Genomic DNA, 19,193 nt, shown 5'->3' on the forward strand with positions numbered 1-19,193 from the left:
CCGTCAGCGCCGCTCGGGCTGCCGGTCGCGCTTGGCGCCCGTGGGGTCGGCGCGGTCCGGGCGAGGAGGCCTCTCGTCGGCCACCGGGGCGAAGAGCCAGGCCGCGCGGGGCTCGACCAGCCGGTGGAAGACGGTGCGGGTCCAGCCCAGCGAGAGCGCGACCGAGACCGCGACGCAGAACACGATCATCAGCCCGAGAGCGAGCGTGCTCTCCGTCTGCGAGAGGATCCCGGACTCCCGCAGCGGATAGAGGACGAAGCTGTGGAGGAGGTAGACGTACATCGTCGACTGCCCCCAGGCGGTGAGCGGGGTGCGGCGGCGGGGCACCAGCGCGAAGAGCGCGAGCGAGAGCACGACCGCTCCGGCCATCAGGGCCAGCCGCACCAGTCCGGCCCACCACTGGGTCTCGCCGAGGGCGTCGTAGGGGCGGTCGTAGAAGAACCAGTAGCGCAGGTCCGCCGCGCGGAACGCCTCGATGTTGACGGTCATGACGACCACCGTGACCGCGAAGAGGACGACGGCGAGGATCCGGGCGAGGAGGACCCGCGACGGCGGCTGATCGAGCCAGCGGTCGACGGCGGAGCGGCCGCCGGGGGCGAAGCCGCGCAGGCGCCAGCCGAACACGAAGAACGGCAGGATCCCGATCGCGCGTGCGAGCGAGAAGGTCGAGTCGATGTTGTCGTAGTAGCTGACCCCGACCGCGAGCACCACGCTGATCAGCAGCGGCCAGCGCAGCAGCGCCAGGTAGGGGAGGACGAGGCGGAAGATGCCCAGCGCGAGCAGGAACCACAGCGTCCAGCTCGGCTTCGTCGGGTTGAACTCCTGCTTCCCCTCGACCAGGAACTGCACCAGGGTCCAGATCGTCTCCATGATCAGGTAGGGCAGGAGGATGTCGGTCAGCACCCGCCGCATCGCGCGCCCGCTCGGTGCGCCGCTCTTGGAGAAGTATCCCGAGATGATCGCGAAGGCCGGCATGTGGAAGGCGTAGATCGTCAGGTAGACGATGAGCGAGGTGTCGGAGTTGGCCGTCAGCCTCTGGACGCCGTGCCCGATCACGACGAGGGTCACGCAGACGAAGCGCGCGTTGTCCCAGAGGGGCACGCGGCGCTTCGGGGTGACGGCTGTCCCGGCGGTCGCGGGAACCGGGTCGGCGGGCGGCACGCGGCCAGACTAGCGTTGGGCTGCGACGACGGAGTCGAGGGTGTCCGAGGCTTGACGGAAGGGGACGGGCGTGGATCGACGCGTTGTCGTGACAGGAGCGAGTTCAGGGATCGGGGCGGCCGCGGTCCGCCTGTTCCGCGAGCACGGCTGGGAGGTCGTCGCCGTCGCGCGTCGGCGCGACCGGCTGGAGGCGCTCGCCGCCGAGACCGGCGCGGGGTACTTCGCCGCCGACCTCACCGACGCCGCCCAGGTCGACGCTCTGCGCGACCACCTCGCCTCGTCCGGGCCCGTGCACGCGCTCGTGAACAACGCGGGCGGTGCGCTCGGACTCGACTCGGTCGAGAGGTCCGACCCCGAGGACTGGCGCCGCATGTTCGAGATCAACGTGCTCTCGGTGAAGCTCGTGACCAGCGCGCTGCTCCCGCTGCTGCGCGCCGGGATCCGGGGGAGCGGCACCTCCGCGGACATCGTGACGGTCACCTCGATCGCCGGCCACGTCGCCTACGAGGGCGGAGGCGGGTACAACGCCGCCAAGCACGCCGCGCACGCGCTGGTCGCCGTGCTGCGGCTCGAGCTGGCCGGCGAGCCGATCCGCGTGATCGAGATCGCGCCGGGGATGGTGCACACGGACGAGTTCTCGCTGGTCCGCTTCGGCGGCGACCGGGAGCGCGCCGACGCGGTCTACGCCGAGGTCCCCGACCCGCTCGTCGCGGAGGACGTCGCCGCCGCGATCGTCTCCTCGGTGGAGCTCCCCGCCCACGTCAACCTCGACCTGGTGACCATCAAGCCGGTCGCGCAGGCGGCCCCGCACAAGGTCGCGAAGGGACCCCTGGCCCCGCGCGCCTGACCGATGTGACGCGGAGGCCCGCGACGGCTTAGCCTGTCCCTCATGGTTTCCGACGCCGACGACTCCGCCGCCCTCCTCGCCGCCACGGAGAAGGAGGTGCTCGGCTGGCTCGAGTTCGGCGACGCCGCTCGGCACCTGGCCGACGACGTGGTCGCGTCGGGCTACCGGCCGGAGCTGGTCGTCGCCATCGCGCGCGGCGGTCTGCTCCTCGCGGGCGCCGTGGCCTACGCGCTCGGCATCAAGAGCTGCGGCGCGCTGAACGTCGAGTTCTACACCGGCGTCGAGGCGCGCCTGGCGGAGCCCGTGGTGCTGCCGCCGCTGCTCGACGAGGCGTCCGTGCGCGGCAAGCGCATCCTCCTGGTCGACGACGTCTCCGACTCCGGCCACACCCTCGCCCTCTCGGTGAAGCTCATCCGCGCGATGGGTGCCGAGGTGCGCACCGTGACCCTGTACACGAAGCCGCGCACGGTGCTCGAGCCCGATTTCTTCTGGCGCCGCACCCCGCGCTGGATCGTCTTCCCCTGGTCGGCTCTGCCCCCGGTGGACGGAGCCCTCGCCGAGGACGACGAGTGAGCGTCCACCTGATCGGCGGCGGAGGCGGCGTCGAGCACGACCAGCAGCTGTACGGGGCGTTCCTCGCGGAGGCGCGCGCCCACGCGGTCGACGCCGGCCGGATCGAGGGCCCGCGCATCGCGATCGTCGTCGTCCACGACGGGCTCGGCCCCGAGGCGTACGCCGGCTACGCGGCACTGCTCGCGACGGTCGGCCCGCTCGACGCGTTCGCCGTGATGAAGCCGGAGGGCGGCCGGATCGATCCCGCGGTCTTCGACGACGTCGACGGGATCTTCGTCGGCGGAGGGCTGACCCCGGCCTACCGCGACGCGCTCGAGGCCTGCTTCCCGCGGCTGCGCGATCTCGTCTCCTCCGGAGTGCCGTACGCCGGCTACTCGGCGGGGGCCGCCGTCGCGGCCGATCGCGCCCTCGTCGGCGGCCACCGGATCGGCGGTGTCGCCGTCGTCCCGGAGGGCGCGGCGGAGGAGCTCGACGAGGTCACGGTGCTCGAGGGCATCGGCCTCATCGACGTGACGGTCGACGTGCACGCGGCGCAGTGGGGGACCCTCGGCCGCCTGGTCGCGGCCGTCGAGGCGGGCCTGGTCGACGGCGGCGTCGCGCTCGACGAGTCCACCGTGCTGATCGTCGGCACCGGCGCGCTCCGCGTCGGCGGCGCCGGCTCGGTGTGGCGCGTGAGCGGCAGCGACGCCGGAGTCGTCGTCGCGACGCTCGCGGCGGGCTGACTCGGTGGACCTCGCTGAGCTCGCGGCCTCGGGACTGATCGACAGGGGCTGGGCGGAGGCGCTCGCCCCCGTCGCCGGGGACATCGCCGCGATGGGCGACTTCCTCCGCGGCGAGGTCGCGGCCGGCCGGCCCTACCTCCCCGCGGGCCGCGACGTGCTCCGCGCCTTCGCCGCACCGCTCGCGGACGTGCGCGTCCTCATCGTCGGACAGGACCCGTACCCGACGCCCGGGCACCCGATCGGGCTGTCCTTCGCGGTCGAGCGCCACGTGCGCCCGCTGCCGAGGAGCCTGCAGAACATCCACCGCGAGCTCCGGGACGACCTCGGCGTCGAGCCGCCCGAGCACGGCGACCTCAGCGGCTGGACCTCGAGCGGCGTGATGCTGCTCAACCGGGTCCTCACCGTCGCCCCCGGCTCTCCCGCCTCGCACCGCGGGAAGGGCTGGGAGGCGGTCACCGAGCACGCGATCCGCACGCTGGCCGCCCGGGACGCGCCTCTCGTCGCGATCCTCTGGGGCCGCGACGCCGCGTCGCTCCGCCCGATGCTGGGGGAGGCCGGAGTGATCGAGAGCGCGCACCCCAGCCCGCTGTCGGCCTCGCGCGGCTTCTTCGGCTCCCGGCCGTTCAGCCGCGCCAACGCCCTCCTGGAGGAGCGCGGCGCGGAGCCGGTCGACTGGAGCGCTCTCGCGTGACCGGGCGCTCGCCCGCGGGGCGGCTACGCTGGCCCGGATCGATGGGCGGAGCCGAAGGAGAGCCGGATGCTTGAGGAAGAGTACGAGAGCCGGCGCGTCCTGCCGCCGCACCTGCGGAAGGCGCCGCCTCCCGAGCCCGGCTTCTCGTTCGAGATCCGCGACGCCCGCGACGCCGACCTCCCGGACATCCGCGAGATCTACAACCACTACGTGCGCAACACGGTGGTGACCTTCGACGAGGACGACTCGACGCTGAAGGAGTGGCGCACGAAGTTCTCGCGCAACCAGAAGCTCGGGCTGCCCTTCATCGTGGCCGTCTCGCCGTCGAGCCAGATCCTCGGCTACGCGATGGTGTCGCCGTGGTCCTCCAAGCGGGCGTACCGCTTCACCGTGGAGAACTCGATCTACCTGCGGGCGGCCTCCACCGGCAAGGGCCTCGGCCGGGCGCTGATGGCCGAGCTCCTCGAGCGCGCGAAGGCCGTGGGGATCCGTCAGATCATGGCCGTCATCGCCGACAAGGGCGCGGAGGCGTCGCTGGCGATGCACGCGCAGTTCGGATTCGTCGAGGTCGGCCGGATGGGCCGCGTCGGCTTCAAGTTCGAGCGCTGGCTCAGCACCGTCCTGCTGCAGAAGACCCTCAAGTAGGGCCGACCCGCCCCTGCGAATGCGCCTCATCGACAGGTGCCGGGGAGCGCGCCGTCCCTACACTGGACGGCATGGAATGGCTCGTCCCGCTCATCGTCGTCGTCGCGCTCGTCGTCATCCTCGGGGTCTACCTCTGGGCGACGTACAACTCGCTGGTCACCCTCAACGTCCGCGTGGACGAGGCGTGGAGCGACATCACCGTCCAGCTGAAGCGCCGCGCGGATCTGATCCCCAACGTGATCGACTCCGTGAAGGGCTACGCCTCGCACGAGCGCCAGGTCTTCGAGTCGGTGACGCAGGCTCGCGCCGAGACGCTGCAGGCCCAGGGCCCGGCGGAGGCGTCGGTCGCCGAGGACCACATGCAGAGCGCGCTGAAGTCGATCTTCGCGGTCGCGGAGGCGTACCCCCAGCTGCAGGCGAGCCAGAACTTCCTCCAGCTGCAGGGCGAGCTGGTCGACACCGAGGACAAGATCCAGTCGGCCCGGCGCTTCTACAACGGCGGCGTGCGCGAGATGAACACCAAGGTGAAGGTCTTCCCGAACACGCTCTTCTCGCGCCGGCTCGGCTTCTCGGAGCGCGAGTTCTTCGAGGTCGGCGATCTCGCCGCGATCTCGGAGCCCCCGCGCGTCCAGTTCTAGGCAGCCGCCGTGTACAGCGCGATCGCCCGCAACAAGCGCAACACGGTCCTGATCCTCGTCCTGTTCCTGGTGATCATCGGCGGCCTGGGCGCCCTGGCGGCAGCGGTCTACCGCAGCACGACGATCGTCGTGGTGGTGCTCGTGATCGCCGCCGCTTACGCGTTCTTCCAGTACTTCTTCGCCGCTCGCCAGGCGGTCGCGCTCAGCGGCGGCGTGGCGGTGGAGAAGGCGGACGAGCCGAGGCTCTACCGCATCGTCGAGAACCTCTCGATAGCGACGGGCACGCCGATGCCGAAGGTGTACCTGATCGACGACCCGGCGCCGAACGCGTTCGCGACCGGCCGTGATCCCGAGCACGCCGTCGTCGCCGCGACGACCGGCCTGCTCGCGATCATGGACGACGCCGAGCTGGAGGGCGTAATGGCCCACGAGCTGGGCCACGTCCGCAACTACGACATCCGCGTCTCGATGATCGTCTTCGGTCTCGTCGTCGCGGTGGGCTTCCTCTCGGACGCCTTCCTCCGCCTGGCCTTCTTCGGGCGGGGCGGCAACGGCAACGGCGGGGGCAACCCGGCGCTCCTGATCGTCGGGCTGGTGTCGATGGTCCTCGCGCCGATCGTCGCCTCGGTCGTGCAGCTCTCGATCTCCCGCCAGCGCGAGTACCTCGCCGACGCGACCGGCGCGCTGACGACCCGCCACCCCGACGCCCTCGCCCGCGCCCTGCTCGAGCTCGAGTCCGCGGGCCGGCCGATGCAGCGGCAGAACAGCTCGATGGCGCACCTCTGGATCGCCGACCCGTCGAAGCCGGGAGTGGTCGCGCGCCTCTTCGCGACCCACCCGCCGATCGCGGACCGCGTCGCCCGCCTCTCCGAGATGGGATCGCGCTTCTAGCAGGCTGATCCGGCCGACGCCCCGTCGACGATCGCCGCCCCGCACCGCCTCCCGCTTCGGCCAGAGGTGCGCCCGTCACCGTGCCGGACGGGACCTCACCCGGTCGGAGCCGCGAGCGGACCGCCGTCGACGGTCGTCAGGTACTCGGCGAAGACCGGCGCCGGGTCGATGCCGCTCGCGGCCGCGTCGACCAGCGCCCGCCGGACCAGGGCGAGGACGACGGTGGCCAGGACGGCCGCCCGGTGCGGGGACGTGCGGCCGAGCCCCATCCGCTCCGCGAGGAACGGCGTCAGCGCCTCCTCGCCGTCGTGCAGCGACTGCGCCCAGACCGCGCGCATCGCCGAGGTCTCGGTGAGCAGGGGGATCAGCCGGAGGGTGCGGTCGAGCTGGGGACCGGAGGCCGCCGCGGCGAAGGCGTGACCGAGCGCCGCGTTCAGCGGCTCGGCGGCCGGGCGCTCGAGGAGGGCGCGTCCCATCGCGGCGATCGCGGCGGCGAGCACCGGACGCACGCAGTCCTCCTTCCCGCCGAGGTACCGGTGGAAGGTCCGGAGGGAGACGCCGGCCGCGTGGGCGAGCTCGCCCGTGCCGACCCCGACGACGCTCCCGCGCTCGAGCAGACGGGCGACGCAGCGCTCCGAGAGCGCCAGCGCCAGGACGCCGCCGGGCGCGCTCACGCGATCCTCCTCAGTGCTGCGGCGAGGGCGGCCGCGAGGTCGCCGCGACCGACGACCTCGACGGCGTCGAGGCCCTGCCAGGCCGCCGCCTCGACCAGCAGTGCGGCGAGCCGCTCCGGCGTGTCGGCCGGGGCCCCCGGCTCGAGCCAGGCGGCCTGCACGAGGAGGACCCGGCGCTTGCGCTCGCTCTTGAGGTCGACCCGTGCAGCGATCACGTCGTCGAGGAGCACGGGGAGGACGTAGTAGCCGTGGACCCGCTGCTCGGCCGGGGTGTAGATCTCGATCCGGTAGTGGAAGCCGAAGAACAGCTCGGCCCTCGGCCGGTGCCAGACCACGGGGTCGAACGGCGAGAGGAGCGCGTCCGCCCGGAGCGTGCGGGGGCGTCGGGCGTCGACGTGCCGCCAGAGCGGAACGGGCCGCCCGCCCCGCTCCCAGCCGCGCACCTCGACGCGCTCGAGCTCGCCCGCCTCGACCAGCTCGTCGATCGCGACGCGCGTGGGGGACTGGAGCAGCCGGTGGTAATCGGCCAGGTCGCCGAGGGTGCCGATCCCGTGGGCCCGGGCCGCCCGGCGCACGAGCTCGCGGACGGCGTCGGGGAGGGGCACGTCGGCGTCGAGCACCGCGCTCGGGAGGAGCCGCTCGGCGAGACCGTAGGAGCGCTCGAAGCGCGTGCGCCCCGCCGTCACCACCTCGCCCCAGCGGAACAGGACCTCGAGGCCGCGCTTGATGTCGGACCAGCCCCACCAGGGGCCCGTGCGGACGTTGGCCTCGTGCTCGATCTCGGAGGCGCGGAGGGGACCGTCGGCGAGCGCGGCGCGGAGCCAGTCGAGGGTGGCGCGGTTCTCGTGGGCCCAGCCCTCGTGCTCGGGCAGACGGACCCGGCGGTAGTGCTCCATCCGCCAGCGGTAGAGCGGGAGATCCTCGCGGCGGACGAGGGCGGCCTCGTGTGCCCAGTACTCGACGTAGGGGCCGTCGGGGGAGAAGGCCGCGGCGTCGAGGAGGGAGCGATCGTACGGGCCGAGCCGCGCGAGCAGCGGCAGGTAGTGGCTCCGCTCGAAGACGTTCACCGAGTCGAGCTGGAGCGGGCGGATCCGGTCCACGGCGGCGCGCACCCGGCGCGCGTCGACCCGGGAGGGACGGGGGACGCCGAACCCCTGCGCCGCCAGGGCGATGCGGCGCGCGAGCGCGGGGGAGAGCTGCTCGGTCATGGTCCGCCCACGCTAGCGAACGCCCCCGACATCGCCGTCCCCGATTCGGCCCCCGGCGTTCGCCCGGCATTCACCGCCCCGCTCCCTCGCCGTCTCGCGGCGCTCCTACCGTTCCCGAGGCCGTCCCACCGGGGCGGCCCACGCGACTCCTGGAGGACCCTTGACCATTCAGCGCCTGTCGCGCACCGCCGCGGTCGCCGCCGCCGGCACCGCCCTCGTCTTCACGCTCTCGGCCTGCTCCGGCGGCGCCACCGCCTCGTCCGACGGCGGCGGCGCGGACGCGGCGTCCGCCGCGGACCTCGGCGGGCTGGACGCCCTGGTCGAGGCCGCGAAGGCCGAGGGCGAGCTCAACGTCATCGCCCTGCCCGACACCTGGGCGAACTACGGCGAGCTGATCAGCGGCTTCGAGGACGAGTACGGCATCACCGTGAACTCCGCCGACCCCGACGTCTCCTCCGCGGAGGAGATCAGCACGGCGGAGAACCTCGCCGGGCAGGACACCGCTCCCGACGTGTTCGACCTCGGGCCGGCCGTCGCTCTGGCGAACACGGACATGTTCGCGCCGTACAAGGTCGAGTCCTGGGACGACATCCCCGAGGGGAACAAGGAGGAGTCGGGCCTCTGGGTCAACGACTACACCGGCCTGATGTCGATCGGGTTCGACGCGGCCGCGGTGCCTGCGCCCACGTCGCTCGAGGACCTCCTCGGCGCCGACTACCGCGGCTCGGTCGCGATCAACGGCGACCCGACCCAGGCGGGAGCCGCCGCGGCCGCAGTGCAGCTCGCGGCTCTCCAGTCCGGCGGCTCCGCCGACGACGTCCAGGCGGGGATCGACTTCTTCGAGAAGCTGAACGACGCCGGCAACTTCCTGCCGCTGGACCCGACCGACGCCACCATCGCCTCGGGCGAGACCCCGGTCGTCTTCGACTGGAGCTACAACAACCTCGCCGCCGGGAAGGCGAACGAGGGCACCCGCGAGTGGACGACGACCGTCCTCCCGGGCTCCGCCGTCGGCAGCTACTACAACCAGGCGGTCAACGCCGACGCTCCGCACCCCGCGGCCGCGCGGCTCTGGCAGGAGTACCTCTACTCCGACGCCGCGCAGAACCTCTACCTCGCCGCCGGCGCCTACCCGGTGCGCCTGGCCGCGATGACCGAGGCCGGCACGGTCGACCAGGACGCGCTCGACGCCGTCGGCGCCGCTCCCTCCGACCTCGTCCAGTTCACGGAGGAGCAGACCGAGGCGGCCTCGTCGCTCCTCGCCGAGAAGTGGGCCGCGGCGATCCAGTGACCACCGCTCCCGCCGAGGCCGTCTCCGGGGCGTCCGCGCTCCGGGGACGGCGCGGCACCCCGGCCGTGCTGGGCGTCGCCCCCTTCGCGCTCTACGTCCTGCTGTTCCTGGCCGTCCCCACGGTCCTCGCGGTGGCGACCGGATTCACGGACGGAGACGGCCGCTTCACCACGGCGAACGTGCTGGCGCTCGGGGATCCCGTCGTGCTGTCCGCCTTCGGCGCGTCGCTCGGGCTCTCGGCCGTCACCGCCGTCGTCGGCGCGGTGCTGGGCGCGGTCGTGTGCCTGGCCCTGCTCGGCTCCGATCCGCGCGGGGCGCTCCGGACCGTCGTCGATGCAGCGGCGAGCGTCCTCGCGCAGTTCGGCGGCGTGATGCTCGCGTTCGCGTTCATCGCGACGATCGGCGTGCAGGGGCTGGTGACCACCCTCCTCGCGGGAGCGGGCGTCGACCTCTACGCCGACGGCGTGTGGCTCTACCAGCTGCCCGGGCTCGTCCTCCCCTACCTCTACTTCCAGGTGCCCCTGATGGTGCTCACGTTCCTGCCCGCGCTCGAGGGCCTGCGTACGGAGTGGGCCGAGGCGAACGCGGTGCTCGGCGGGGGCCGGCTCGGCTACTGGCTGCACGTGGCACTCCCGGTTCTGGCGCCGTCGTTCCTCGGCTGCGTCCTGCTGCTGTTCGCGAACGCGTTCTCCTCCTTCGCCACCGCGGCGGCGCTCATCAGCCAGGGCGCGCAGATCGTCCCGTTGCAGATCCGCGCCGCGCTGGTCAGCGAGACGGTGCTGGGCCGCGAGAACCTCGCGGGCGCCCTCGCGCTCGGGATGCTCGCGGTGATGGTGGTCCTGATGTCCGGGTACGCGCTGCTGCAGCGCCGGGCCCGGCGGTGGCAGCGATGAGGCCCGCGCGGCTCCTGTCCGGGGCGGTGCTCGTGATCACCGGGCTGGTGTTCGCCGTCCCGATCGTCGCGATGGCGGAGTTCACGCTCCGCAGCGCCGGCGGCCACGACCTCTCGCACTGGACGGCGATCCTCGACCCGGAGAACGAGCGCGCCTACCGCTCGCTGTTCCAGGGGATCGGCAACTCGCTGGTCCTCGCCGTCGTCACCGCCCTCATCGTCCTGGTCCTGCTGGTGCCGACGATGCTGCTCGTCGAGATCCGGCTCCCGCGCCTGCGCCGGGCTCTGGAGCTGGTCTGCCTGCTCCCGCTGACCGTGCCCGCCATCGTCCTCGTCGTCGGCCTCGCGCCGGTCTACTCCGTGGTCACCCGGCTCGCCGGCTCCGCGCCGTGGACGCTCGCTCTCGCCTACGGGGTGCTGGTCCTGCCCTACGCCTACCGCGCCGTGGCGGCGAACCTCGCCGGTCTCGACGCCGTGACGCTCTCGGAAGCGGCCCGCTCGCTCGGCGCGGGCCCGCTCGCGGTGCTCGGGAGGGTCCTCCTGCCGAACCTGCGCCGGGGCCTGGTCGCGGCCGCGCTGATCACCGTCGCAGTCGTTCTCGGCGAGTACACGATCGCCTCGCTCCTCAGCCGCACCACCCTCCAGACCGGCCTGGTGCAGGTGTCGAAGTCCGACGCCTACGTCGCCGTGATCTTCTCGCTGCTCTCCCTCCTCTTCGCCTTCGCCCTCCTGATCGGGATCGGCCGCCTCGCGCGGATCGGCCTGCCGACGGGCCGGGCGCGCTCCTCGAAAGGCTCCTCGTGATGGCTCCCACCCTCCCCGGCGCCCGCGTGCGCTTCGTCGACGTGGAGCGGCACTACGGCTCCGCGCGAGCGCTCGACGGCGTCTCGTTCGACGTGGCCCCGGGCGAGTTCATCGCGCTGCTCGGCCCCTCCGGCTGCGGCAAGACCACAGCCCTGCGAGCCCTCAGTGGTCTCGAGCGGATCGACGCGGGGCGGATCCTCGTCGACGAGGAGGACGTCGCCCACGTCCCCGTCGCGAAGCGCGACATGGGCATGGTCTTCCAGTCGTACTCGCTCTTCCCGCACCTGCGGGCGCGCGAGAACGTCGAGTTCGGGCTGCGCACCCGGGGAGTCGGGGCGCGCGAGCGCCGGGCGGCCGCGGGGGAGGCGCTGGAGGTCGTGGGCCTCGGCGCCCTCGGCGACCGCTACGCGCACGAGCTCTCCGGCGGCCAGCAGCAGCGGGTGGCGCTCGCGCGCGCCCTCGTCACGCGGCCGCGGGTGCTGCTGCTGGACGAGCCCCTGTCGGCCCTGGACGCGAAGGTCCGCGTCCAGCTGCGCGACGAGATCAAGCGCCTGCAGTCCGAGATCGGCATCACCACGTTCTTCGTCACGCACGACCAGGAGGAGGCGCTCGCCGTCGCCGACCGCGTCGCGGTGATGAACGCCGGGCGGATCGAGCAGCTGGGTGCACCGGAAGACCTCTACGCGCGCCCGGCGACCGCCTTCACGGCCCGCTTCGTCGGCCTCTCGACGGTGGTCGCGGGGACGGTCTCGTCGGGATCGGTCCTCGCGCTCGGCGTGCGCCTGCCGCTCGTCGACGCGGCGGCAGCGGACGGGCCCGTGTCGGTGTTCCTCCGCCCCGAGGACCTCGCCGTCGTGGCCGACGGCGCTCCCGACTCCCTGCCCGGAGTCGTCCTCGCCTCGAGCTTCCTGGGGCCGGTGCGGCGCTCGACCGTCCGGCTGTCGACGGGCGAGGAGGTCACCGTCCAGCACGCGTCGGGGCATCGCCTCGAGCCGGGGGAGCGGGTCGGCGTGCTGCCCGCGCGGCGCCCGGTGGCGGTCGGTCCGGCACCGGAGCAGGCGGCGGTCGGCGCCGCCGCATGAGCACTCCCCGGGGATACCGCGCGGGGTATGCGCCGGGGCCTAGTCTGGGCAGATGAGACTCGGCAGGTCCCGCCGCACCTCCGGCCCGCGCGCCGTCCAGCCCGCCGCGCCCGTCGCCCCGGCCGCCCCCTCCCGGCCCGCTCCCGTCGCCGATTCGGCCTTCGTGAGCGACGGGATGCGCATCGCGGGCGCCTGGGCCTGGCGCGTCCTCGTCGTGGTCGCGGCGCTCGCGGTGCTGGTGCTGCTCGTCATCGAGCTGCGGCTGATCGTCATCCCGCTCCTGCTCGCGATCGTGATCGCCGCCCTCCTGGTGCCGTTCTCGAGCTTCCTCCAGCGCCACCGCTGGCCCAAGTGGGCCGCCGTCGTCCTGGCGGAGCTGGGGATCGTCGTGGTGATCGGCGGGCTCCTCTTCCTCGTCGTCACCCAGGTCTACTCCGGCTTCGACGACCTCAGCCGGCAGACGGTGCAGTCCTACGACGACTTCAAGGCCTTCCTCCTCGAGTCGCCGCTCCACCTCACCGAGACCGATATCAACCAGTACGCGCAGCAGGCCCTCACGGCCCTGCAGCAGGACTCGGGGATGCTGGTCAGCGGCGCGCTCAGCGTCGGCTCGACCGTCGGCCACCTGCTGACGGGCGTGCTGCTCACCCTCTTCTCGACGCTGTTCATCCTGATCGACGGGCCGAACATCTGGAGCTGGGTCGTCCGCCTCTTCCCGCGCCGCGCCCGCGGAGCCGTCGATGGCGCCGGTCGCGCAGGGTGGGTCACGCTGACCAACTTCGTGAAGGTGCAGATCCTGGTCGCCTTCGTCGACGCGGTCGGCATCGGCCTCGGCTCCTTCCTCCTCGGCGTCCCGCTGGCCATCCCGATCGGCGTGCTCGTCTTCCTCGGCTCCTTCGTGCCGGTCATCGGCGCCGTGGTGACCGGGGCGCTGGCCGTCTTCATCGCGCTGGTCTACAACGGACCGCTGATCGCGCTCTTCCTGCTGATCGTCGTCCTCGCGGTGCAGCAGCTCGAGGGCCACATCCTCCAGCCGCTGATCATGGGGTCGGCGGTCAAGGTCCACCCGCTGGCCGTCGTGCTCGCTGTGGCCGGAGGCTCGATCATCGGCGGCATCGCCGGCGCCTTCTTCGCGGTGCCCGTCGTGGCCACGCTCAACGTCATGGTCAAGTACGTCGCGAGCGGAGCCTGGCGCTCGCCGACCCGAACCCCCGAGAGAGTTGCCGCAGAGCATGCAGACTAGCCGCGTCGTCGGACCCGCCCTCCACGAGTTCGAGGCGGCCCGCGCCGTCCTCGCCCCCGTCATCGCCGCCACCCCCATGGAGACGAGCACCTTCCTCGCGCAGGTCCTCGGCTCGCCCGTGTTCCTCAAGTGCGAGAACCTCCAGCGCACCGGCTCCTACAAGATCCGCGGAGCCGTGTTCCGGATGTCGCGGCTCACCCCGGAGGAGCGGGCCCGCGGAGTCGTGGCGGCCTCGGCCGGCAACCACGCGCAGGGCGTCGCCTACGCGGCGCGAGAGCTGGGGATCAAGGCCACGATCTTCATGCCGATCGGCGTCGCGCTGCCCAAGCTCGCGGCCACCCGTGACTACGGCGCTGACGTGGTGCTGAGCGGGCACATCTTCAACGAGGCGCTCGCGGCGGCGGCGGAGTTCGCCGAGCGCACCGGCGCGGTCTTCGTTCCTCCCTACGACCACCCCGACGTGATCACCGGCCAGGGCACGGTCGGCCTCGAGATCCTCGAGCAGGCCCCCGCCGTCGAGACCATCGTGGTGCCCATCGGCGGGGGCGGCCTCATCGCCGGGGTCGCCTCGGCGGCCAAGCAGAAGGCGGCCGAGGAGGGGCGCACTCTCCGCGTCATCGGCGTGCAGGCGGCCAACGCGGCGCCGTACCCCCTCTCGCTCGCGAGCGGCGAGCCGACCGCGATCACGATCTCTCCGACGATCGCCGACGGCATCGCCGTGGCGAAGCCGGGGCAGCTGAACTTCGCGATCGTCCGCGAGATGGTGGACGAGGTCGTCACCGTCGAGGACGACGACATCGCCCGGGCTCTGCTGGTGCTGCTGGAGCGGGCGAAGCTCGTGGTGGAGCCCGCGGGCGCGGTGGGCATCGCGGCGATCCTGACGGGGAAGATCCGCGACGCCGGAGCGACCGCGGTCATCCTGTCGGGCGGCAACATCGATCCGCTGATGATGGAGCGGGTGATCAGCCGGGGCCTGGCCGCGTCGGAGCGCTACCTCAAGATGAGCATCGGGCTGCCGGATCGTCCGGGGCAGCTGTCGCGCATCGCGGAGCTCATCTCGGAGGCGAACGCGAACGTGGTCGAGGTGCTGCACACCCGGCACGGCCGGGGCCTGCAGATCAGCGAGGTCGAGATCGAGATCAGCGTCGAGACCCGCGGCCCCGAGCACGCCGACCGCGTCATCCAGGTCCTCACCGACGCCGGCTACGCCCCCCGCATCTCCCGCAACTGACCGCTTGAGGGCGCCGCGGTGTTCTCCGCAGAGCGGAGGACAAAGCCGGTACCGGCGATCTCGCGCCCTCGCCGTCGCCGCGAAGCCTGCGCGGCGCTCCCGTTCGGAGAGGGCTGATCGTGCGTCACGGTGCTCTCCGCAAGGCGGAGGAGGAAGCGGTACCGGCGGTGTCGCGCCCGACGCTGTCGCCGCGAAGCCGGCGCCCCCCGTCTGGAGAGGGCTGATCGTGCGTCGCGGCGTTCTCCGCAAGGCGGAGGAGGAAGCGGTACCGGCGGTATCGCGCCCTACGCTGTCGCCGCGCAGCCGGCGCCCCGCTCCCGTTCAGAGAGGGCTGATCGTGCGTCGCGGCGTTCTCCGCAAGGCGGAGGAGGAAGCGATACCGGCGGTATCGCGCCCGACGACAACGCCGCGGAGAGCGCCGCGACGCACGATCAGTGGCCGGACCAGGTCTCGACGTTGGCGACGCGGACCTCGATCTCCCGCCCGTTGGGTGCCGTGAAGCGGGCGGTGTCGCCGACGTCCAGGCCCATGATCGCCGATCCGAGGGGGCTCTGGGGGCTGTAGACGTCGAGGTCGCTCTCGCCCGCCATCTCGCGGTTGCCGAGGAGGAAGCGGGACTCGTCGCCGGCGATCTCGGCGGTGATGATGGTGCCGGCCTCGACGACCCCGTGGCTCTCGGGGGGCGTGCCGATCTCGGCTTCGCGGAGGAGGGAGGTCAGCTGGCGGATGCGGGCCTCGATCTTGCCCTGCTCGTCCTTCGCGGCGTGGTAGCCGCCGTTCTCCTTCAGGTCGCCCTCCTCGCGGGCGACCTCGATGCGCTTGGCGATCTCCTCGCGTCCGTTGGTGGACAGCTCGGTGAGCTCCGCCTCGAGGCGGTCGTACGACTCCTGGGTCATCCAGGTCACCTGTGACTGGTCGGCCATGGTGGGCTCCTGCTCTGCGGGCCGCGCTCGCGGCGCCCGGCAGCACCGTGCGGAGGTGTCCGCGTCCGGCGGTGGGGACGGCCGGCGTCAGGCGGCGGTGGGAATGGCGAGGCCCCGACGAGTCCGTCAGGGCTTCGGGCAAGCCTACGGGAGCCAGCAGGAGGAGATCAAACCTGTGTTCGCGAGCTCGGTGGTGCGGACGGTCTCCGTGTAGGAGCGGAAGCGCTCCGTCGAGGCGGGGTACTCCACGACCAGCCAGCCGACCACGGCGGACTGCTCGTTGAGGGCCTGGACCGCGCAGGCGACCTCGCGGCCGACGGGCGCGGTGAGGTCGAAGGAGACGGTGACGGTGCGGTCGTCCACGACCTGGTGCGCGGTGTCCTGGACGTCCACCCCGCCGCGTGCTCCGTCGAGTCCGGCCCAGACGACCCAGGCGGCGAAGACGGCGACGAAGGCGAGCGCGACGCCGCCGAAGAGCCAGCGGTTCCCGCGGCGGGTGCGCGTCGTGCGGCCGTAGCGGGTGGCGAGGGGTCCAGCGGCGCGGACGGCGTCCGGATCGAGCGCGGGCGCGGCGGCTCCCTCGACGCTCTCGGACGTGCGGGCGGCCACGGAACTCCCTGGGTGATGCGTCTACTCTGGACGGGTGGCGCGCGTCCTTCGCGGACGGGAGCGCCGATCCCATTAAACCCCGAGGAATCGAGCGATCGTGTCCCAGGCCGTCGAGGTCTCCGTCGATTCGGAGGTGCGGGACACTCCGCGCCTCCTCGCCGTGCACGCCCATCCTGACGACGAGTCGAGCAAGGGCGCGGCGACGCTGGCCGCCTACGCCTCGCGGGGCGCCGAGGTCATGGTGGTCTCCTGCACCGGAGGCGAGGCCGGCTCCGTGCTGAACGAGGGCCTCGAGGCCCGCGCGCACGCCGAGCGCGACATCGGCGGCCTCCGCCGGTACGAGATGGCGGCCGCTCGCGAGGCGCTCGGCGTCGAGCACGCCTGGCTCGGCTTCGTCGACTCCGGCATGCCCGAGGACGGGAAGGTCGACGCCGCCTCGTTCGCGGGCCTGCCGCTCGCCACGGCCGCCGCTCCGCTCGTGCGCCTGGTCCGCCGGTTCCGGCCGCACGTGATCATCAGCTACGACGAGAACGGCGGCTACCCGCACCCCGACCACATCCGCGCCCACCAGGTCGCCGTCGAGGCTTACCGCGCGGCGGGCCTCGCCGAGGAGTACCGGGGCACGGGCGCTCCGTGGTCGATCTCGAAGCTGTACTACGACCGCGTCTTCAGCGGCCAGAAGCTGCGGGCGATCGCCGAGCACCTGCGCTCGATCGACCCGGGGGACCCGCGCCTGTCGGTCTTCGAGGAGATGAAGCGCTGGAACGAGGACACCCCGTACCTCGCGACCACGCGGGTCGTGATCTCCGGCTTCCACGATCGGCGCGATGCGGCCCTGCTCGCCCACGCCAGCCAGGTCGCTCCGGACAACGCCTTCTTCTTCCTCCCGCACGAGGCGATCGACGCCGCCTGGCCGACCGACGACTTCCAGCTCGTCGAGAGCCGGGTCGACGCGCCGACGCCCGAGACGGATCTCTTCGCCGGTCTCGACCTGGCCGAGCTCGCCCCGGGCCCGACCGCGGTCGTCCCGCCGATCGCTCCCGACCCCGAGCCCTCGGGGGACGCCCCGGTGTCCCCGGAGCCCGACGGCTCCGGCGTCGTCGTCGCCGACGAGGTGCGCGCGTGATCGCCGCGCTGCTCGAGGGCGCCCAGCGCGCCGTCGTCCTCGCCTCCACGACGGTGCCGACCCCCGGCCCCGAGTTCAACGAGGACACGGTCACGCCGGGCCTCTTCGGCTTCATCACGATGCTCGTGATCGCTCTGGCCGCCGTCCTTCTCGCGCTCGACATGGTCCGGCGCGTGCGGCGGACCACCTACACAGCCCAGGTGAAGGAGCGGCTCGACGCCGAGGAGGCGGAGCGCAGCGAGGGCTGAGCCCGGCCCGCAGCGGTGGGCCCCGGCCCCGCTAGGCGTTGTACGCGGGGTGGAGCGAGACGATCAGCGCCGCCGTCCAGTGGCAGAGGAACGCCACGGCCGTGAGCGCATGGAAGATCTCGTGGAAGCCGAAGACGCCCGGGACCGGGTTGGGCTTCTTGATCCCGTAGATCACGGCTCCGGCGGAGTAGCAGAGCCCGCCGACGAGGACGAGCACCATCATCGTCGCGCTGGCCTCGAAGAGCGGTCCGAGGTACATCACGGCCGCCCAGCCCAGCAGCAGGTAGAGAGGCACGTAGAGCCAGCGCGGTGCCCCGATCCAGAAGACGCGGAAGCCGATCCCGAGCAGCGCCCCCGCCCAGACCAGGACCAGCAGGAGCGTGCCCTGCGCGGGCGGCAGGGCGAGCACGGCCAGCGGCGTGTAGGTGCCGGCGATCAGCAGGAAGATGTTGGCGTGGTCGATCCGCTTGAGGATCATCTTCGTCCGCGGCTTCCAGTCGAAGCGATGGTACAGAGCGGAGTTGCCGAAGAGCAGGAGCGACGTGGTCGCGAACACCGCGGCCGCCCACTTCGCCGCGGTCCCCTCCGCGACCACGATCAGCACCACTCCGGCGACGATCGCGAGCGGGAAGAGGCCGGCGTGGATCCAGCCGCGCCAGGTGGGCCGGGCCTCCGCGGAGGAGTCGTGCTCGATCGCGTCCTCGACGAGGGGGAGGGCGGGCAGGTCCGGGCCGTCCGCACCGACGGCGTCTCCGCCGCGGACGGTGCGGGCGCGGGGATCGGACGGGGGAGGCGTCGGCCGCTGGCTCATGCCGGACAGACTACGACGCCGTCCCGGGCCGACGCCGAGCGCCGCCGGGCTTCGAGGAGCGCCCCGGGTCGACTACCGTGTCACTGTGCCGAAGCCGAGACTGCCTGTGGGAAGGGACCTCCTCTACGGCGTCTACAAGAAGCGCCTCCGCTCGAGCCTTCCCCCTGACTCCCTGCCGAACCACGTCGCGATGATCATCGACGGCAACCGGCGCTGGGCGCGGCAGCGGGCCCTCGAGACCGCCGCGCACGGCCACCGGGCCGGCGCCGCCAAGGTGCACGAGTTCCTGCAGTGGTGCGACGAGCTCGGCGTGCGCCACGTCACCCTCTACCTGCTCTCGCAGGACAACCTCGTCGGCCGCGACAGCAGCGAGCTGACCGAGCTGATCGCGATCATCGCCGACCTCGCCGCGGAGGTCTCGCAGCAGCCCGACTGGCGCGTGCAGCACGTCGGCTCCGACGAGGGCCTCCCGCCCTCGCTCGTGGCCGCGCTCGACACGGCGGAGGCGCGCACCGCCTCCCACACGGGCCTGCACGTCAATCTCGCGGTCGGCTACGGCGGGCGGCACGAGATCGCCCAGGCCGTGCGGAGCATCCTGGAGGAGCACGGCAAGCGCGGCTCCTCCATCGAGGACGTCGCGGGCCTGCTGACCCCGGAGCTCATCGGCGAGCACCTGTACACCAGCGGGCAGCCCGACCCCGATCTGGTCATCCGCACCTCGGGGGAGCAGCGCCTCTCCGACTTCATGCTCTGGCAGAGCGCGCACAGCGAGTTCTACTTCATGGAGGCGCTCGGCCCCGACATCCGCGAGGTCGACTTCCTCCGCGCGCTCCGCGACTACGCCGGACGGCACCGCCGCTTCGGCAGCTGACCTCGCGGCTCC

At 72.8% G+C, this 19,193-nt stretch carries 22 protein-coding genes; 16 read left to right on the forward strand and 6 right to left on the reverse strand.

What is annotated here, in order from left to right; genetic code table 11:
* Positions 1-3: 3 nt before the first annotated feature.
* On the reverse strand, positions 4-1,161 hold the full coding sequence (locus C5D36_RS00470) for an acyltransferase family protein (protein ID WP_258062821.1): 1,158 nt from the start codon (positions 1,159-1,161) through the stop codon (positions 4-6).
* 70 nt (positions 1,162-1,231) lie between these two features.
* Here C5D36_RS00470 and C5D36_RS00475 point away from each other — a divergent pair, with 70 nt between their 5' ends.
* The 7 genes from C5D36_RS00475 (at position 1,232) to C5D36_RS00505 (ending at position 6,168) form a co-directional block, all read left to right on the forward strand.
* Positions 1,232-2,008: an SDR family NAD(P)-dependent oxidoreductase gene (locus tag C5D36_RS00475; RefSeq protein ID WP_258062822.1), complete on the forward strand. Its 777-nt coding sequence runs from the start codon at positions 1,232-1,234 to the stop codon at positions 2,006-2,008.
* A gap of 42 nt (positions 2,009-2,050) precedes the next feature.
* Entirely contained in the window at positions 2,051-2,581 is a 531-nt protein-coding gene (locus C5D36_RS00480) for a phosphoribosyltransferase (RefSeq protein WP_104224441.1), read from the forward strand.
* Complete coding sequence (locus tag C5D36_RS00485) at positions 2,578-3,303, forward strand: peptidase S51 (protein ID WP_104224440.1); 726 nt, start codon at positions 2,578-2,580, stop codon at positions 3,301-3,303. The genes C5D36_RS00480 and C5D36_RS00485 overlap by 4 nt, the downstream gene beginning before the upstream one ends.
* A gap of 4 nt (positions 3,304-3,307) precedes the next feature.
* The gene (locus C5D36_RS00490) at positions 3,308-3,994 is read left to right on the forward strand and encodes a uracil-DNA glycosylase (RefSeq protein ID WP_104232774.1); all 687 of its coding nucleotides are present in this window, start codon (positions 3,308-3,310) and stop codon (positions 3,992-3,994) included.
* 66 nt (positions 3,995-4,060) lie between these two features.
* Positions 4,061-4,639, forward strand: a complete 579-nt coding sequence (locus C5D36_RS00495; protein ID WP_104294963.1) for a GNAT family N-acetyltransferase — start codon at positions 4,061-4,063, stop codon at positions 4,637-4,639.
* A gap of 71 nt (positions 4,640-4,710) precedes the next feature.
* Complete coding sequence (locus C5D36_RS00500; protein ID WP_104225511.1) at positions 4,711-5,277, forward strand: LemA family protein; 567 nt, start codon at positions 4,711-4,713, stop codon at positions 5,275-5,277.
* Between the two features lie 9 nt (positions 5,278-5,286).
* The gene (locus tag C5D36_RS00505; RefSeq protein WP_104294964.1) at positions 5,287-6,168 is read left to right on the forward strand and encodes a M48 family metalloprotease; all 882 of its coding nucleotides are present in this window, start codon (positions 5,287-5,289) and stop codon (positions 6,166-6,168) included.
* A 95-nt stretch (positions 6,169-6,263) separates the two neighbouring features.
* Here C5D36_RS00505 and C5D36_RS00510 read toward each other — a convergent pair whose 3' ends face one another.
* Both C5D36_RS00510 and C5D36_RS00515 read right to left on the reverse strand, forming a co-directional pair.
* Positions 6,264-6,842 (reverse strand): TetR/AcrR family transcriptional regulator, encoded by a 579-nt coding sequence (locus C5D36_RS00510; RefSeq protein WP_104224435.1) that lies wholly within the window; start codon positions 6,840-6,842, stop codon positions 6,264-6,266.
* Entirely contained in the window at positions 6,839-8,050 is a 1,212-nt protein-coding gene (locus tag C5D36_RS00515; protein ID WP_104294965.1) for a winged helix-turn-helix domain-containing protein, read from the reverse strand. The genes C5D36_RS00510 and C5D36_RS00515 overlap by 4 nt, the downstream gene beginning before the upstream one ends.
* 166 nt (positions 8,051-8,216) lie before the next feature.
* Between C5D36_RS00515 and C5D36_RS00520 the strand changes: the two genes are divergently transcribed.
* Genes C5D36_RS00520 through ilvA form a run of 6 tightly spaced genes read left to right on the forward strand, consistent with a single transcriptional unit; the run spans position 8,217 to position 14,593 of the window.
* A complete protein-coding gene (locus C5D36_RS00520; RefSeq protein ID WP_219812564.1) occupies positions 8,217-9,341 on the forward strand; it encodes an ABC transporter substrate-binding protein in 1,125 nt (374 codons plus the stop codon).
* Positions 9,338-10,234, forward strand: a complete 897-nt coding sequence (locus C5D36_RS00525) for an ABC transporter permease subunit (RefSeq protein WP_104295040.1) — start codon at positions 9,338-9,340, stop codon at positions 10,232-10,234. The genes C5D36_RS00520 and C5D36_RS00525 overlap by 4 nt, the downstream gene beginning before the upstream one ends.
* Positions 10,231-11,037, forward strand: coding sequence for an ABC transporter permease (locus C5D36_RS00530; protein ID WP_104294967.1), 807 nt, complete (start codon positions 10,231-10,233; stop codon positions 11,035-11,037). Before C5D36_RS00525 ends, C5D36_RS00530 begins: the two co-directional genes overlap by 4 nt.
* Entirely contained in the window at positions 11,037-12,119 is a 1,083-nt protein-coding gene (locus tag C5D36_RS00535; protein ID WP_104294968.1) for an ABC transporter ATP-binding protein, read from the forward strand. Before C5D36_RS00530 ends, C5D36_RS00535 begins: the two co-directional genes overlap by 1 nt.
* Before the next feature lie 52 nt (positions 12,120-12,171).
* A complete protein-coding gene (locus C5D36_RS00540; RefSeq protein WP_104225517.1) occupies positions 12,172-13,362 on the forward strand; it encodes an AI-2E family transporter in 1,191 nt (396 codons plus the stop codon).
* Positions 13,352-14,593, forward strand: coding sequence for a threonine ammonia-lyase (gene ilvA / locus C5D36_RS00545; RefSeq protein ID WP_104224429.1), 1,242 nt, complete (start codon positions 13,352-13,354; stop codon positions 14,591-14,593). Before C5D36_RS00540 ends, ilvA begins: the two co-directional genes overlap by 11 nt.
* Positions 14,594-15,024: 431 nt before the next feature.
* Here the strand turns inward: ilvA and greA are convergent, their stop codons facing one another.
* The gene (gene greA / locus C5D36_RS00550; protein ID WP_104294969.1) at positions 15,025-15,516 is read right to left on the reverse strand and encodes a transcription elongation factor GreA; all 492 of its coding nucleotides are present in this window, start codon (positions 15,514-15,516) and stop codon (positions 15,025-15,027) included.
* A 144-nt stretch (positions 15,517-15,660) separates the two neighbouring features.
* Positions 15,661-16,125, reverse strand: coding sequence for a DUF4307 domain-containing protein (locus C5D36_RS00555; protein WP_104224427.1), 465 nt, complete (start codon positions 16,123-16,125; stop codon positions 15,661-15,663).
* A gap of 97 nt (positions 16,126-16,222) precedes the next feature.
* On the opposite strand from C5D36_RS00555, the gene mca reads away from it, so the two are divergent.
* The gene (gene mca, locus C5D36_RS00560; protein ID WP_258062824.1) at positions 16,223-17,251 is read left to right on the forward strand and encodes a mycothiol conjugate amidase Mca; all 1,029 of its coding nucleotides are present in this window, start codon (positions 16,223-16,225) and stop codon (positions 17,249-17,251) included.
* The gene (locus C5D36_RS00565; protein WP_104224426.1) at positions 17,248-17,499 is read left to right on the forward strand and encodes a hypothetical protein; all 252 of its coding nucleotides are present in this window, start codon (positions 17,248-17,250) and stop codon (positions 17,497-17,499) included. The genes mca and C5D36_RS00565 overlap by 4 nt, the downstream gene beginning before the upstream one ends.
* A gap of 31 nt (positions 17,500-17,530) precedes the next feature.
* Here the strand turns inward: C5D36_RS00565 and C5D36_RS00570 are convergent, their stop codons facing one another.
* Positions 17,531-18,310, reverse strand: a complete 780-nt coding sequence (locus C5D36_RS00570) for a hemolysin III family protein (protein ID WP_104294970.1) — start codon at positions 18,308-18,310, stop codon at positions 17,531-17,533.
* Between the two features lie 106 nt (positions 18,311-18,416).
* Between C5D36_RS00570 and C5D36_RS00575 the strand changes: the two genes are divergently transcribed.
* Positions 18,417-19,181, forward strand: coding sequence for an isoprenyl transferase (locus C5D36_RS00575; RefSeq protein WP_258062825.1), 765 nt, complete (start codon positions 18,417-18,419; stop codon positions 19,179-19,181).
* Positions 19,182-19,193: the final 12 nt, after the last annotated feature.

The organism is Rathayibacter sp. AY1C6, from assembly GCF_002931535.1.
Taxonomy (GTDB): Bacteria; Actinomycetota; Actinomycetes; order Actinomycetales; family Microbacteriaceae; genus Rathayibacter.